Source organism: Vibrio vulnificus NBRC 15645 = ATCC 27562 (assembly GCF_002224265.1).
In the GTDB taxonomy this organism is placed as follows: Bacteria; Pseudomonadota; Gammaproteobacteria; order Enterobacterales; family Vibrionaceae; genus Vibrio; species Vibrio vulnificus.
The window spans coordinates 2,110,219-2,126,548 of record NZ_CP012881.1 but is presented as its reverse complement, the minus strand read 5'-3'; the positions used below and the strand labels follow the sequence as shown (position 1 = coordinate 2,126,548).

Annotated in this window: 10 protein-coding genes; 3 read left to right on the top strand and 7 right to left on the bottom strand. The window is 48.5% G+C overall.

All coding sequences use genetic code 11. The features are described from left to right. Positions 1-123: 123 nt before the first annotated feature. The 3 genes from AOT11_RS09985 to AOT11_RS09975 all read right to left on the bottom strand — a co-directional run bounded on the left by AOT11_RS09985 (position 124) and on the right by AOT11_RS09975 (position 2,279). The gene (locus AOT11_RS09985; protein ID WP_026060810.1) at positions 124-1,353 is read right to left on the bottom strand and encodes an ammonium transporter; all 1,230 of its coding nucleotides are present in this window, start codon (positions 1,351-1,353) and stop codon (positions 124-126) included. Positions 1,354-1,380: 27 nt separating this feature from the next. Continuing rightward, on the bottom strand, positions 1,381-1,719 hold the full coding sequence (gene glnK / locus AOT11_RS09980; protein ID WP_013571157.1) for a P-II family nitrogen regulator: 339 nt from the start codon (positions 1,717-1,719) through the stop codon (positions 1,381-1,383). A gap of 191 nt (positions 1,720-1,910) precedes the next feature. Continuing rightward, a complete protein-coding gene (locus tag AOT11_RS09975) occupies positions 1,911-2,279 on the bottom strand; it encodes a YacL family protein (protein ID WP_017421217.1) in 369 nt (122 codons plus the stop codon). Between the two features lie 70 nt (positions 2,280-2,349). On the opposite strand from AOT11_RS09975, the gene AOT11_RS09970 reads away from it, so the two are divergent. The 3 genes from AOT11_RS09970 (at position 2,350) to AOT11_RS09960 (ending at position 6,175) form a co-directional block, all read left to right on the top strand. Then, positions 2,350-3,492, top strand: coding sequence for a sugar diacid recognition domain-containing protein (locus AOT11_RS09970; protein WP_026060809.1), 1,143 nt, complete (start codon positions 2,350-2,352; stop codon positions 3,490-3,492). A gap of 183 nt (positions 3,493-3,675) precedes the next feature. After that, positions 3,676-5,028 carry a GntP family permease gene (locus tag AOT11_RS09965; protein WP_017421215.1) on the top strand — a complete coding sequence of 451 codons (1,353 nt, stop codon included), beginning with the start codon at positions 3,676-3,678 and terminating at the stop codon, positions 5,026-5,028. 10 nt (positions 5,029-5,038) lie between these two features. After that, positions 5,039-6,175: a glycerate kinase gene (locus tag AOT11_RS09960; protein ID WP_017421214.1), complete on the top strand. Its 1,137-nt coding sequence runs from the start codon at positions 5,039-5,041 to the stop codon at positions 6,173-6,175. A 61-nt stretch (positions 6,176-6,236) separates the two neighbouring features. Here the strand turns inward: AOT11_RS09960 and acnB are convergent, their stop codons facing one another. The 4 genes from acnB to hrpB form a co-directional block, all read right to left on the bottom strand. Next, on the bottom strand, positions 6,237-8,834 hold the full coding sequence (acnB, locus tag AOT11_RS09955) for a bifunctional aconitate hydratase 2/2-methylisocitrate dehydratase (RefSeq protein WP_017421213.1): 2,598 nt from the start codon (positions 8,832-8,834) through the stop codon (positions 6,237-6,239). Between the two features lie 270 nt (positions 8,835-9,104). Next, a complete protein-coding gene (locus AOT11_RS09950; RefSeq protein ID WP_026060808.1) occupies positions 9,105-11,393 on the bottom strand; it encodes a patatin-like phospholipase family protein in 2,289 nt (762 codons plus the stop codon). Positions 11,394-11,493: 100 nt separating this feature from the next. Continuing rightward, the gene (mrcB, locus tag AOT11_RS09945) at positions 11,494-13,863 is read right to left on the bottom strand and encodes a penicillin-binding protein 1B (protein WP_017421211.1); all 2,370 of its coding nucleotides are present in this window, start codon (positions 13,861-13,863) and stop codon (positions 11,494-11,496) included. Beyond that, entirely contained in the window at positions 13,860-16,322 is a 2,463-nt protein-coding gene (gene hrpB / locus AOT11_RS09940; RefSeq protein WP_017421210.1) for an ATP-dependent helicase HrpB, read from the bottom strand. Before hrpB ends, mrcB begins: the two co-directional genes overlap by 4 nt. Between the last annotated feature and the right edge of the window lie 8 nt (positions 16,323-16,330).

The window sequence follows — 16,330 nt, the reverse complement described above, 5'->3', positions numbered from 1 at the left end:
CGTTTATCAGTAGCGTTATTATATTCATCATAGCTTAGAACACAATGACGGAAAACAAAAAAACCTGCTGGTATGAGCAGGTTTTTGATATTTTTATTTGTAAGCAAGTATGTCTTAGTTGACTTATTTTACCGTAACGAATTCCGGGTACGCGCCGACACCGCAGTCGTGCATGTCCATCCCTTCCATCTCTTCTTCTTCCGATACTCGGATGCCGATGGTGGCTTTCAGTACCGCCCAAACTGCAAGGCTTGCACCAAATACCCAAGCAAAAATCACTGCTGCACCAAATAGTTGCGAAAGGAAGCTCGCGTCACCGTTGCTGATTGGCACAACCATGAGACCAAAGAAGCCACACACACCGTGAACCGAGATCGCGCCCACTGGATCATCAATTTTTAACTTATCAAGACCAACGATACTGAACACAACCAAGGCACCTGCTACTGCACCAATCGCCACCGAATACAGAGGTGATGGTGAAAGAGGGTCAGCAGTAATCGCAACCAAACCAGCAAGCGCGCCGTTGAGAATCATGGTTAAATCCGCTTTGCCCCATGTTGTTTTACATACAAAGAGTGCAGTAATGGCCCCCGCAGCAGCTGCAGCATTCGTGTTAAGGAAAATTTGCCCAACGGCCGTCGCGTTTTCAAAGTCAGACACCATTAGTTGTGAGCCACCATTAAAACCAAACCAGCCGAACCACAGAATAAAGGTACCTAACGTTGCCAATGGCATGTTTGAACCAGGGATTGGATACACTTCGCCATTTTTGCCGTACTTACCTTTACGCGCTCCAAGCAATAACACTCCGGCTAATGCCGCTGATGCACCTGCCATATGCACAATACCCGAACCTGCGAAGTCACTAAATCCCGCCGCTGACAAGAAGCCACCACCCCACGTCCAGTAGCCTTCTACCGGATAAATAAAGGCAGTCAAAATGGCGGAGAACAACAAGAAAGACCAAAGCTTCATACGCTCAGCAACCGCCCCTGACACCACTGACATCGCCGTTGCCACAAACACCACTTGGAAGAAGAAGTCTGACTCAAGTGAGTGATCGGCCCCTTCAGCTTGGCTACCAATTAATGCGCCAATCGAAGGCAACCAACCGCCTTCACCGTTATCCACGTACATAATGTTGTAGCCCACGACTAAATACGTGGTGCACGCAATCGCGTATAGGCAGAAGTTCTTGGTTAAGATTTCCGTGGTGTTCTTTGAACGAACCAACCCCGCTTCCAGCATGGCAAAGCCTGCTGCCATCCACATCACCAGCGCCCCAGAAATAAGGAAGAAAAAGGTATCGAGCGCGTAGCGTAGTTCCGAGACTGTTGTTGTTAATTCCATAATGTATCTCTCCAATCCTTTGAATCGTTAAAGTGCTTCAACGTCAGTTTCACCAGTACGAATACGTACGGCATGGCTCAAGTCGTAAACAAAGATTTTGCCGTCACCGATTTTTCCGGTGTGCGCTGCTTTGGTGATCGCTTCAATCACACGGTCAACATTCTCAGCCTGCGTTGCGATCTCCAGTTTGACTTTAGGTAGAAAGTCCACTTGATATTCCGCTCCACGGTAAAGTTCAGTGTGACCTTTTTGACGACCAAAGCCTTTAACCTCGGAAACGGTCATTCCCTCTATTCCGACATCAGCTAGCGCTTCTCGAACATCATCGAGCTTAAAAGGTTTGATAATGGCATTAATTAGTTTCATTGCATCCTCTCTGAAAGCGTTCATCCTGTAACGCTTTAGATAATCCAAGCAACGTGCCAACTTTTTATCTTATTGTTTTTAAATGAAATTGATTTTAAAAGTTACAAAAATAAAAATAGAGCGCACCATAATAGTGCGCTCTATTCACAAATATAAAGCAAGTGTTCAATAAACGTGCAACAAGCTATCCATCAACGACGAACGAACAATTGCCACTGCTGAATTAGCTGTTCAAAGTCTTCTAAACCACAACATGCGACACTCTCACATTCATACAGTTCGAACTCGCTCTCTGCCTCAAGCTCGTAGCTGTGCAGCAACGCATTGTCTTGCACAGTGACTTCATCGCCACAAATCATCAGGCTGATTTCGGTGCCATTTAAGCAAAGCTCTTCTGTCGGGTTACTTCTTGCGGCGGCAATTAAAGCCAGCACTTGGGCGATTTTAGTGCTCTCTTTGCCGATTTCTTCTTGAATCCAACGGCCAACAATTTCATGGTCCATTGAGCAATGGCAGTAATAGTTACCATCTAGGATGTTTTTCTTAAATTCGTAATCCATGTTTTTCTCTATTGATAACGAGATCAGGTACTATTATCGACAAATTCTCACTTGGACTCCACTCTCAAGCATGAAACTGAACGAAACTATTGCTCGGCAAATTGTCGAACGCACCATGAAGATCATCCCCTATTCGGTCAATGTAATGGACGATCAAGGGAGAATTATTGGTTCGGGGGATGCTAGCCGTCTTTATCAGAAGCATGAAGGCGCAATTCTCGCCATCAACGAATCGCGTGTGGTAGAGATAGACACAGCAACGGCCGAGCACCTCATGGGGGTTAAACCTGGGATCAACTTACCCATCGTGCACCACGAGCAAGTGCTTGGCGTCGTTGGTGTTTCGGGTGCACCACTTGAAGTACGACAATACGGCGAGTTGGTTAAAATGACCGCAGAACTCATTGTTGAGCAAGCGGAGGTGATGGAGCAAATTCAATGGGACAAGAGACACAGGGAGGAACTGGTACTTCAACTCATTTCTGCCGATATCGAGCAGCAGAGCCAGCTAGCATTGATAGCTCAACGATTAAATATTGATATATCCGAACCCAGAATTGTCGCGATCATTAAGTTAATGCCCAAGGGAAACAACCACATTACTTTAGAACATATGCAGCATCTTGTTCATTTGCTCGAATACCCCGAACGCAATAACTTAGTGGGCATATTGTCGGTGTCAGAACATCAAGTAGTTGTACTCAAACCCGCCTCTCTCGTGCACGATTGTTGGGACCCAATCAAAGAGAAACAACGTGTTCGCTCACTAATAAAACGTATCGACAACGAAGCAGGTTATTCCGTCCGTGTCGCCGTTGGCGACTACTTTCCTGGTATCAATGGTTTGGTTCAATCCTTTCAAACCGCGAAAACGACCTTAGAAGTCACCCGCAAGCTTAAAGGGACCATGTTTTTTTATCACGATCACCAGCTCCCAGTATTACTAAGTTCAATTCACTACGACAGTTGGCAAAGGACACGCCTACAAGCCCCTCTCGTTCTCCTTGCACAACACGATAAACAAGGGTTGCTGTTACGTACTTTGGAGAATTATTTGTTATCAGATTGCGACCCAGCTCAAACCTGTCAGAGTCTCCATATCCATCGCAATACACTTCGCTATCGATTAGAGAAGATACAACAAATAACCTCAATAAATATCAATACATTAGATGGGAAAATACAGTTCTATTTGGCGCTAAAATTAACCTAAGAAAATTCACAATATGTGCACAAGAACAAATTATCACTTTTATTAGGCGGATTTTTTGTTAGTTTGCACAGTTATTTTTTGAGCCACTCCTTGATAATGCATTTTGCTATCGATAATTAACCTACTAAAACAATATGAAATCGATAGCAATTAACTTACCCACCTACATCATGGAGATTGTACATGGAACTCATCTTGATACTGTTGGCGGTGATTGCCTTTATCGTCATCGCTACAACAAAATTTAAACTACACCCTTTCTTAGCACTCATTTCAGCCGCTTTTTTAGCCGCCTTCGCCTATGGATTACCCGCGGAAAGCATCGCTAAAACCATCACCAGTGGTTTTGGAGGCATCTTAGGCTACATAGGTTTAGTCATCGTACTCGGCACCATTATCGGTGTCATTTTGGAAAAAAGTGGTGCTGCCATCACGATGGCAGACACCGTCATTCGCGTTTTAGGAGAACGTTTTCCAACCTTAACCATGACCATAATCGGCTATATCGTTTCTATTCCTGTTTTTTGCGATTCTGGTTATGTCATTTTGAACTCTTTGAAAGAATCACTAGCCAAACGTCTACGTACTTCCAGTGTCGCGATGAGCGTAGCTTTGGCCACTGGCTTGTATGCTACCCATACTTTCGTTCCGCCAACGCCGGGACCAATCGCCGCTGCTGGTAACTTAGGTTTGGAATCGAATCTTGGTTTAGTGATTGGTGTCGGTGTCTTCGTGGCTGCCGTAGCGGCTTTAGCCGGTATGCTGTGGGCAAACCGCTTTAAAGATATTGAACCCGATAACCTTGAACAACAGGAAGAGCTACAACAAGACTGGCAAGCACTGAAGGCCTCCTACGGCACGCTACCTTCTGCCAGCCAAGCTTTTTCACCAATCTTTGTGCCGATCCTTCTCATCTGTCTTGGTTCTATTGCAAAATTCCCATCACTTCCTTTGGGAGAAGGGTTCCTATTCCAAATGCTTGGCTTTTTAGGACAACCGCTCGTCGCCCTATTTATCGGTTTACTTCTTTCCGTTCGCCTACTTAAATCAAACAATAAGGCAGAAGAATTTAGTCAACGTATTAGCCAAGGCATTACCGCTGCGGCACCGATTCTGCTGATCACTGGTGCTGGTGGTGCTTTTGGTGCGGTACTTAAAGCCACGGAACTAGGCACCTATTTAGGTACAACACTTTCTGCGCTAGGAATCGGCATTTTCATGCCATTCATCGTCGCTGCAGCATTAAAGTCAGCCCAAGGCTCCTCGACCGTTGCACTCGTTACCACTTCAGCACTCGTTGCGCCAATGCTTGCTCAGTTAGGTTTAGATTCCGAGATGGGCCGAGTACTAACCGTAATGGCTATCGGCGCTGGGGCAATGACTGTATCTCATGCGAATGACAGCTTCTTCTGGGTTGTCTCGCAGTTCAGCCGTATGAGCGTTGGCTTAGCCTATCGTGCGCAAACTGCTGCAACGTTAGTGCAAGGCATCACGGCTATGCTACTGGTTTATTTATTAAGTTTAGTTTTACTGTAAGAGAGTCTTTATGAAGATCGTTATTGCTCCAGATTCCTATAAAGAAAGCCTTACTGCCATGGATGTGGCAATCGCGATTGAAAAAGGATTTAAGCAAGTCTTACCCGATGCACAGTACGTTAAGCTCCCTATGGCAGATGGTGGAGAAGGCACAGTCCAATCGATGGTTGACGCCACTGGCGGGACCATCATCGAACACACTGTCTCGGGGCCACTTGGCCAACCTGTTTGTGGCTTTTTCGGTTTGTTGGGCGAAGGCAAGACCGCTGTCATCGAGATGGCGGCCGCTTCTGGCTTACACCTTGTGACACCAGCTCAGCGCAACCCACTCATCACCACAACGTTTGGGACGGGCGAGTTGATCAAAGCCGCCCTCGACCACGGTGTGGAGCACATTATTGTTGGCATCGGTGGCAGCGCGACCAACGATGGTGGCATTGGTATGGCGCAGGCTCTCGGCATCAAACTACTTGATGCACAAGGAAATGCACTTGGCTATGGCGGTGGTGAGCTAGCGAAATTGGCAACGATTGACTGCTCTCAACTCGATCCTCGTTTGGCTCAAGTTCGCCTCGAAGTCGCGTGTGACGTTGATAACCCACTATGTGGTACAAAAGGCGCTTCCGCTGTCTTTGGGCCACAAAAAGGGGCAACGCCAGATATGGTCAAAATCTTGGATGAAAACTTGGCGCACTATGCCGCGATCATTAAACAGCAACTTGGCGCGGATGTTCGTGATATGGCCGGTGCGGGCGCTGCGGGCGGCATGGGTGCGGCGCTGCTAGGCTTGCTCAATGCCGAGCTTCGTCCTGGTATTGAGATTGTCATGGACGCAGTTCACTTAGATGAAATCGTTGCGGATGCGGATCTGGTGATCACAGGTGAAGGTCGTATTGACAGCCAAACCATTCATGGCAAAACCCCAATCGGTGTCGCGCGCACAGCGAAAAAGCACAGCTTGCCGGTGATTGGCATCGCGGGTTGTCTGTCCGCCGATTGCGGAGTTGTCCATGAACATGGACTCGACGCCGTCTTTGCCGTGGTCAATCGTTCCGTTGATCTGCCAACCGCGTTAGCAGAAGCGGCAGAGAACGTGGAGCTAACAGCAAGAAACGTTGCCGCTGCTTTTTGTATGACTCGCCGTTAAGCTTTGCTTAACGTAAAAAAACCGCTGAAAATTCAGCGGTTTTTTATTATCAACGATTTTACTAAGCCGGCTGTTGGAAAATCACTGTATCGGCTTTTTTGGTGTACTGCCCCATCAGGTGGAAGTTGAGGTAACGGTAGGTATCCGCCGCCGTTGCATCCAACTGTTTCGCGTACTCCATGTACTCTTCTACCGTTGGGATACGGCCAAGAATCGCACCGACTGCCGCCAATTCTGCTGAGGATAGATACACGTTCGCACCTGTACCTAAACGGTTCGGGAAGTTACGTGTTGACGTTGACATCACCGTGGTTTTGTCTGCAACGCGCGCTTGGTTACCCATACACAGCGAACATCCCGGAGTTTCAATACGAACCCCAGCACGGCCGTAAATACCGTAGTAACCTTCTTCAGTCAGTTGGTCACGGTCCATCTTGGTTGGTGGTGCAATCCACAGACGCGTATCAAGCTGGCCTTTGAACTTCTCTAGCAACTTACCCGCAGCGCGGAAGTGACCAATGTTGGTCATACACGAACCAATGAACACTTCGTCGATTTGCGTGCCTTGAACATCAGAAAGCAGACGAGCGTCGTCTGGATCGTTCGGCGCACAAAGAATCGGCTCTTTGATTTCCGCTAGATCAATTTCAATCACGTGTGCATATTCTGCGTCACTGTCTGCCGACATCAATTCTGGGCTTGCTAGCCACTCTTGCATCGCAACGATACGACGCTCAATAGTACGACGATCACCGTAACCTTCTGAAATCATCCACTTCAGCATCACGATGTTCGAGTTGAGGTACTCTTCGATCGATGCTTGAGACAGTTTCACAGTACAACCTGCCGCAGAGCGCTCAGCGGATGCATCAGACAGTTCAAACGCTTGCTCAACCGTGAGGTGTTCTACCCCTTCGATTTCCAGAATACGACCAGAGAATTCGTTGATCTTACCGGCTTTCTCAACCGTTAATAGACCTTGCTTGATGCCGTAGTAAGGAATGGCATGGACAAGATCACGCAGCGTAATACCTGGCTGCATTTCGCCTTTAAAGCGCACCAAGATTGACTCAGGCATATCCAGAGGCATAACACCGGTCGCTGCCGCAAACGCAACGAGACCAGAACCTGCAGGGAATGAAATGCCCAATGGGAAACGAGTATGCGAGTCACCACCTGTACCGACAGTATCAGGCAGCAGCATGCGGTTTAGCCATGAGTGGATAACACCATCGCCTGGGCGCAGTGACACACCGCCGCGATTCATGATGAAATCAGGCAGAGTATGGTGTGTGTTCACGTCTACAGGCTTTGGATACGCTGAGGTGTGACAGAAAGACTGCATCACAAGATCGGCAGAGAAACCAAGACAAGCGAGATCTTTTAGCTCATCACGCGTCATTGGGCCAGTGGTGTCTTGCGAACCAACGGTGGTCATTTTAGGTTCACAGTAGGTCCCTGGGCGAATACCCGTTACGCCACATGCTTTACCCACCATCTTCTGAGCAAGCGTGTAGCCTTTGCCCGAATCTGCAACGTCAGCTGGTTTGCGGAATACATCAGATGGCGCTAAGCCTAGTGATTGACGTGCTTTCTCTGTCAAACCACGACCGATGATCAGTGGAATACGGCCACCAGCACGAACTTCATCAATCAACACATCCGTTTTGAGTGAGAATTCAGCGAGAACCTCACCGGTTGCATGGTTGGCCACTTTACCTTGATATGGGTAGACATCAATCACATCGCCCATGTTGAGCTTGGAGACGTCCACTTCGATAGGTAGCGCACCCGCATCTTCCATCGTGTTAAAGAAGATAGGTGCGATTTTACCACCCAATACATAACCACCCGCACGTTTGTTTGGTACGTAAGGAATGTCATCACCCATAAACCAAAGCACTGAGTTGGTTGCTGATTTACGAGATGAACCTGTACCCACAACATCACCAACATAAACAAGTTGGTGACCTTGTTCTTTTAGCGCTTCAATCTGTTTGATCGGGCCAATGCTGCCAGGCTGATCTGGCACAATGCCTTCACGCTCATTTTTTAGCATCGCTAAAGCGTGAACAGGAATATCAGGGCGAGACCAAGCATCCGGAGCTGGAGACAGATCATCGGTGTTGGTTTCACCCGTGACTTTAAATACGGTTAACGTAATTTTTTCGGCAAGCTCAGGTTTTGATAAGAACCATTCTGCATCAGCCCATGACTGAAGCACTTGTTGCGCATATTGATTACCGGCTTTCGCTTTTTCTTCAACGTCATAGAAAACGTCAAACATCAGCAACGTGTGAGACAGCGCTTCAACGGCAATTGGCGCCAGAGCTTCATCATCCAGCAAGGCAACCAATGGTTCGATGTTGTAACCACCTTGCATGGTGCCAAGCAGTTTTGCCGCATGCTCACGGCTGACAAGCGAAGAGCTTGCTTCACCACGAATCACCGCAGCAAGGAAACCCGCTTTAACATACGCGGCTTCATCAACACCTGGGGGAATGCGGTTTTCAAGTAGGTCTAGAAGAAACTCTTCTTCACCTTGTGGGGGATTTTTCAGAAGTTCAACAAGTCCAGCAACTTGTTCTGCATCTAGAGGTTTTGGAACAACTCCCTCTGCTGCACGCTCTTCGACGTGTTTACGGTAGGCTTCAAGCACGACTTTTTCCTCTCATTGCGGTTCCTCCTTTTGTTATTACTATGATTCAAAGTAAAGGAGTGAACATCCTTGGAAACTTGGCTCCCTATTGCCCATGTTTTCATTCAATTATGATTGAGAAACAGCGCCGCAGAGGCCAAACTGTGGGCGATAGAATAGCAAATTTAACGATAAATTAAAATCTCATCACTTTGACCAACATAGCAACTTAAGACTAAAGTCCCATTAAATTTAGCTATTTATTCGTCTTTTTTGTTCAACTTTTCATCACTAGCGGAACGATGTACCAATGATCAAATAGATCGCGTCCAAATCTCGTTCAGTGCGACCATAACCCAAGATAATGGGCCCAATGGGCGAGTTAATTCCTGCGAACACACTCGCCGCGTTGTAGAGCGGTGCGTCACTGATTGTTAACGTCGTATCCGACCAGACACCACCATACTCAATCGATGCGCCTAAATAGACTGGAGCCTCAAACATGCCAAAGTCATTATCAAACCAACGATAGCGATAGACCAAACTGGTGAAAAGTTTGTTTTGTCCAATCAGACTATTGCGCGGAATACCGGACAGATTGAGAAAGCCACCGATAGCCTTAGGATCAAGGGGAATATAGTTGTTTTTACTTTGCACCACCTCATAATCGGCAGACCCGACCAAAGTATGACGCTTATAGGTCGTCGCAACCCGTGCGGCCAAAGATAACTCGTGAACCGTGTCACTTTGTGATTGGCCAGTAAAGTCACTTTCAAAGATCTCGGGGCTTTCATCATGGGAGACCAAATATTCGATATCCAAGTAAGCGCCACGCGTGGGAAGAGCATAATTGTCTAAGGTATCTAAACGATATTGTACGAATGCACCAAGGCGCTCGAAGTTACTCGATCCCGCCGATTGAATGGTGGATAGCTCAATATCCCCTTTCGCGTAACGAGCCCCCAGTTTCAGCTCTTGCCATAGTGTCGGTTGGTATCCTAGCGCCAACTCACCAATAAATTGTGAGTAGGTTATCGGGAAATAATCATAGGCATTCTCGAGTGGAGGCTCATCGAAATCAGACAATGGAACACTGCGCTTATCACTGCTGTAAGTGGTTTTAGCCGTCGCAAACAGCTCCTGACCAAAAAAGATCGGTGAATAAAACTCCGCCTCGGCTAATTTATCAGTGCCCATTTCCAAATTAATGGTCAACTCACCACCTTGGGAGTTCAGATCGGTGAAGTTGGTCGAGAGGCCAACACCATATTGGCTGTCTGTGGTGAAATCATCTTCAAGGAAAAAGCGAAAGTTAACGTAATTTGGCCCCCATGATTTTTCATCCACCACGACCACGAGTTGGTTGATCCCGTCCACTTCCTCATAGTGATAAGAGATCAGTTCGAAGCGATCTAAGGCATAGAGGTTTTCTATCGCCGCTTCGATTTCATCCGTTTTCAGTACTCGGCCAGTATCCAAATCAAGACGACGAGTCAATAGACCATCACTGTAGTGGGTATTGTTGATCACCACAATTTGATCGACGCGAGTCTGGTCACCATAGTTGAGCATTTTTCGTGCTTGCTGCTTAGCATCAATATAGTGCTGGTATTGGCTGCCATTGAGTCGCAGAGCCAGCAGCTTCTCTTTCATCTGATAGGTTGCTTTGTAGCCGGCCTCATAGGCATCTGGCATTTTGGCAAATTCGGTGGTTTCCATTTGACCAACATCTGGTCTCAGGTATACATCCTGTCCGCCTAAGCTCTCCGCTTGTTGTTGGGTGCTGCGACGAACAAGATAATTAGACAACTGATCTGCGACCACCAGCATGCTGGTAAAGTCTTCTTTCTGCTTGTAATCGGTACTGATGTCGACAGCAATAACAATGTCTGCCCCCATCGCTCTGGCAATATCCACTGGCATATTGTTAACAACGCCGCCATCGACCAACATGCGCCCATTGAGCTCGTATGGAGGTAACGCACCAGGCACAGACATACTGGCCATCATAGCATCCACCAGTTGGCCTTTATCGATCACCACTTCTTGCAGCTCTACAATATCAGTGGCCACTGAGCGGTAAGGTATCGCGAGATCATCAAATGATTGGAACTCATTTAAGTTCCCGGTGGTTTCACGCAAAATGCGCAGCATGTTTTGCCCTTGCACAAAACCACGCGGTGCGTGCACTTCACCAAAACGCAAGCCGATGTCGGTTCTTAGCTGATAGCGGTCTTCGGCCTCTTTGTCTCGCACACGACGCTGGCTACGATCGACGCGATCACGATAGCCGCTGTACCAATCGATGCTGTAAATGAAGCTTTCGATCTCGTCAGCGCTCATGCCAGTAGCGTACAAGCCGCCAACATACGCGCCCATGCTGGTCCCCGTGATGTAATCCACCGGAATCTGCATCTCTTCCAGCGCTTTCAACACACCAATGTGCGCCGCGCCTTTAGCTCCACCACCCGCTAAGACCACCGCCACTTTAGGGCGTTCTTCTTCATAGGAAGAGAGTGACTGAGCGAAAACTGTAGGTAGCTTGAGAAGCCCGACGAATACGACGAAACAACATGTCAGGCTATCGAACCACCTCTTATTAACTCGTGTCACGCTTTCACTCTCCCTATGTTTTCACTTTATGTTGAACAGTTTTACACCGAATTGGGTACGGGGACAATTACCAACTGAGCAATTTATTCAACCAGTTAGAGGATTTTTCACACTGTGCTTTTAATTCACCCAGCTTATCCCACACCGGCAGAGTGAATTGACTTGAGCAGTCGAGCGAAAGTTCACCATCGCTTTTTTGCTGATAACCTAAGGTGGTGATCTCTTTTGGCCACGGCAAAATCAGTTTCTCTGGCGTCCGCTGTTTTAGGTATTCAGCGTACACTCGCAACGCACCACTTGCGCCTGTCAGCTTGGTCGGCTGGTTATCATCTCGGCCTAGCCAAATGGTGGTGACTTCTCGGCCGTCAACCCCGACAAACCAACTGTCTCGGCTATCATTACTGGTGCCAGTTTTGCCCGCGAGCGCAGCCCAAGCAAACTGATTTTGCAGATAACGGCCTGTGCCTTGTGCCACCCCTTGTTTCATCGCATACGTGGTTAGCCATGCTGCCTGCTCATTCACTGCAGGAGAGGATTTGGGCAACGACTGATACAAAACGTGCCCCTCCAAATCTACCACAGAACGAAGGGCGGTGAGTGGCGCTTTTCGTCCTGAATTTGTCAAGGTTTGGTACATCTGCGCCACTTCCAACGGCGTGAGAGAGAACGCACCAAGGAACATAGAAGGGACTGGGCGAATTTCGTTGCGATTTACCCCTAATCTCGCCAACGTATCGGATACTTGATCAATCCCCAGTTGCATGCCAAGGCGAACTGTGGGCACGTTGAGTGATTTCGCCAGAGCCTGGTAAAGAGGCACATCACCGCGGAACTGTCGATCAAAATTGCGAGGCTCCCATACCGAGCCTTTACTGCCTTTCAAACTTAATGGCGTATCTTGCAACGTGGTGGCTAAGGTGTATTTTTCAGGCTGTTCTAGCGCCGTCAAATACACGGCCGGCTTCACCAAAGAGCCGATCGGACGGCTGGCGTTGATCGCCCGGTTAAAACCATCGTATCCCGTGCGTTTACCACCCACCATGGCACGAATTTCACCACTGGTACGATCCACGGCAACGGCCGCCGCTTCGAGCTCATTACCCGCCACTTTCCCCAACTCAGGGACTTTTTTGCTGATCGCTTTTTCCAGTTTGTCTTGTGAAATAGGATCAAGCGAAGTAAACACGCGCAATCCCATTTCGCCTTGGAAAGCTTCCCCCACTTTCTCCCTTAATTCCATCGACAACTGCTGAAAATAAGCGGGTTGTCGGCTGGCAATACGTGGGACATCTTGAATATCAAGAGGGCGACTGGTGGCTTGATCGTACTCCGATGCGGTGAGCATATTTTGCTGCATCATCAAACGCAGCACCAAGTCACGACGCTCTTTGGTGCGCTCAGGAAAGCGCACTGGATTATAGTAAGATGGCCCTTTCACCATCCCCACCAGCATCGCCAACTGATCAATACGCAACTCTTGGATCGGTTGACCAAAGTAGTAACGAGAAGCCAAACCAAAACCATGGATCGCTTGGTTTCCACTCTGCCCTAAATAGACTTCGTTAAGATAGGCTTCAAGAATGCGATCTTTACTGTAGCGATAGTCCAAGATCAACGCGATATACGCCTCTCTCACTTTTCGCCATAAAGTTCGGTCTTGGGTAAGAAAAAGGTTTTTGGCCAACTGCTGTGTCAAGGTACTGCCCCCTTGCACCGTTCTGCCCGCTTTAAGATTGACAAACATCGCGCGTGCAATCGCTAATGGAGATACACCATCATGTTGATAGAAATCGCGATCTTCCGTGACTAACAGAGCATCAACCATGATCTCGGGAAATTGCTCACGGCGTAAAAACAAGCGCTGCTCGTCGGTGTCTTTCTCCAGCATGCCCAGCATCTTCGGCTCAAGGCGCAAATAGCCGAGATCCCCTTTGGATTCCAGAGATTGAATGCGAGTTAAGCTTGAGGCGTCAAAATGCAACATCACATGACGATCAGCCTCTGGCCCATCGACAAATTCAAAAGGACGACGAATAAGCTCAATCTTGCTCGATGAAGAGGAATACTCACCGGGATATCTCGGCTGGCTCACCTTGCGATAGTTGAGGATATCGAGCTCTTTCTGCAGCTCCGGGCGAGAAACATTTTCTCCCGCATACAAGGTTTGAATACGCGCATACACCACCGTCGGCAGTTGAAATAGCTGACCTTCAAAACGTTGTTTGACCACACTATCGAGATAAATGCCGACAAAAATCAGCACTGCTACCAACGCGAGCCCCGCTTTCCAACTCAAAGACCAAAGCGTCTTCAACCATTGACGCCTTGGTGCTTTCACTGCGCTGCGTTTTTTGGTCGTTTTTCTCGGAGTACGATTGGCGGTACGCTTTCTTGTGGTCGTTTTCTTACTGTCGTTCGACTTTTTTTCTTGGGTCATGAGTGTAACTGTCTTTTGGTTTTATTGGTTGCTTGGTGAGTGGCAGGATCGTCAGGCCAAACATGCTTAGGGTAACGACCTTTCATCTCTTTTTGCACTTCTTTATAAGCGCCAGCCCAAAAACCGGCCAGGTCTTGCGTCACTTGCAAAGGACGACGCGCAGGGGAAAGCAGCTCTAAGGTGAGCTTTACACGTCCTTGCGCCAGCGTTGGCGAGCTTTGCTCACCAAACATCTCTTGCATGCGTACCGAAAGCACTGGGTTAGCACCTTGTTGATAGCGAATCATTTGCTGGGTGCCGGTTGGTAAGGTGTAGTGCTTAGGCAACCACTCATCCAATTGCTGATTCAACGGCCAACCAAGGCGAGCATTCAATGCTTCGCAGAGGTTGATTTTAGCCAGATCTTTCACCGTTGCGACATGTGCCATATACGGTTCCAACCATTGCTCTAACTCGCTGAGCAAGCTGGCCTCATCCATCGCAGGCCAAGCCTGTTCCGGCAACCACTCAATGGCACAACGAATACGCTCGAGTAGCGATTGGGATTTATCGCCCCAGTCTAATACCGCTAGCCCTTTTCTTCGGACATAGGAGAGTAAAGCTTGCGTCATTTTTTCTTTTCCGGGTTGAGCAAGTGTTTCTCTGTTCACCACCAGCTCTCCGATTCTTCGCTGCTTTTCCGCCAGTAAACGCCCTTTGCTTTCATCCCAATCAATGTGCTCGTGGCTAACGAGGCAACTTGGATTGCTTTGTTGCAAAGCCGATAGGTCTAGCGGGATAGCCAATTGGATCTGGCTGGCATTTTTTTGGCCACGCATCAGATCGAGCACCACAAGGTACTCTTCTCCGCCCAAAGGATCATCCTCACGCAGTTCTGCTCCGTGACCATTTGCCATCAAATATCGGCCAAACTGTTGGCCTCGTTTTTGAGCAATGCGATCGGGAAATGCCAAGCTAGCGGCAATGGCACAGGCCGATTCGGTCACCCGTTTTAAAGAGAAAGTGCCATTGAGTTTATTCGCCAGAGCATTAGCACGCTGAGTGAGTAGCGCCGTCTTGCTGTGCTTACTTTGCTGCCAACGATGTAAGCTGTGACAAACGTTGCTGATGTTACGCTCAGGCTCTTCCAACATCACCGCGACTGCCAAGGCTGAGGCGAAAAGCGTCTCGTCGCGTTGCTGAGCACCGATCAACATGGCGGCAATACGCGGCTCAACACCAAGCCGCTGCGCCAGCTGTCCTTCACTCGTCAATTGGTGCCCAGAGATTAATCCCAATTGCTGCAACAGTTGTTTGGCCTGACGCACCGCTGCCGAAGAGGGGATATCCAATAACTTCACTTGTTCTGGTTCACTTACCCCCCATTGCGCCAGCTCCATCATCAGCGGAGCAAGATCGGCTTGCATGATCTCTGGAAGGGGCACACTCGCCATTTGCTGGTACTGGCTTTCAGAGTACAAACGTACACAAATCCCCTCTTCCACTCGACCCGCACGCCCCGCGCGCTGAATGGCTGACGATTGCGCAATACGCACTTGCTCTAACTTGGTGATCCCCGTTTTCAAATCAAACTTTGCCACCCGCTCTAAACCGCTATCGACGACCAAGCGGATCCCTTCGATGGTTAACGATGTTTCGGCAATGTTGGTCGCCAGCACCACCTTTCGCTCACCGGCTTTGGCGGGCTCAATCGCCTTTTGCTGCTCAGCAAAAGAGAGCTGACCGTACAACGGGCAGACCACCACTTGCTCACTGAGATGCTCTAAACGCTCTGCCACTTGTTTGATCGCTGCCACTCCTGGTAGAAACGCCAGCAAAGAGCCCGATTCCGTTGCCAGTAGATGCTCAATGGTTTTCGCCATCACATTGGGTAAAAAGTCGTTCGTTTTTAACGGCTGATAGCGCTGCTCAACCAAATAACTGCGACCTTGAGATTCTATAAAACTGGCCTGAGGCATGAGAGATTGCAAAGCATGCTGCTCAAGTGTGGCCGACATCACCACTAATTTCAGATCGTCACGCAGCGCTTCTTGCACTTCAAGAGCAAGCGCCAAGGCAATATCAGCATGCAAACTACGCTCGTGAAATTCATCAAAGATCAGTACATCAACCCCATTCAGCTCTGGATCGCTTTGGATCATGCGCGTCATGATCCCCTCGGTAACGATCTCCAGCTTGGTCGCGTGGCTAACCTTGCTTTCGCCACGAACGCGATACCCCACTCTCTCACCAACTTTTTCGCCAAGTTGCTGCGCCAAATAGCGAGCAATATTGCGTGCCGCCAAGCGTCGCGGCTCAAGCATCACGATTTTTCCGCTGAATTCATTACTCAGCAGCAACTGCAAAGGGAAATAAGTGGATTTACCCGCACCAGGTGCGGCTTTGAGTATGACTTGTGAATGTTGCGAGACCGCTTGAAGCAGTTGTGGCATCACGGCGTGGATAGGCAGTTGTGACAATGTTGAGT

Bases quoted from the DNA above. Each gene is read 5' to 3' on its own strand.
- AOT11_RS09985 (WP_026060810.1), bottom strand. From the start codon at position 1,353: ATGGAATTAACAACAACAGTCTCGGAACTACGCTACGCGCTCGATACC.
- glnK (WP_013571157.1), bottom strand. From the start codon at position 1,719: ATGAAACTAATTAATGCCATTATCAAACCTTTTAAGCTCGATGATGTT.
- AOT11_RS09975 (WP_017421217.1), bottom strand. From the start codon at position 2,279: ATGGATTACGAATTTAAGAAAAACATCCTAGATGGTAACTATTACTGC.
- AOT11_RS09970 (WP_026060809.1), top strand. From the start codon at position 2,350: ATGAAACTGAACGAAACTATTGCTCGGCAAATTGTCGAACGCACCATG.
- AOT11_RS09965 (WP_017421215.1), top strand. From the start codon at position 3,676: ATGGAACTCATCTTGATACTGTTGGCGGTGATTGCCTTTATCGTCATC.
- AOT11_RS09960 (WP_017421214.1), top strand. From the start codon at position 5,039: ATGAAGATCGTTATTGCTCCAGATTCCTATAAAGAAAGCCTTACTGCC.
- mrcB (WP_017421211.1), bottom strand. From the start codon at position 13,863: ATGACCCAAGAAAAAAAGTCGAACGACAGTAAGAAAACGACCACAAGA.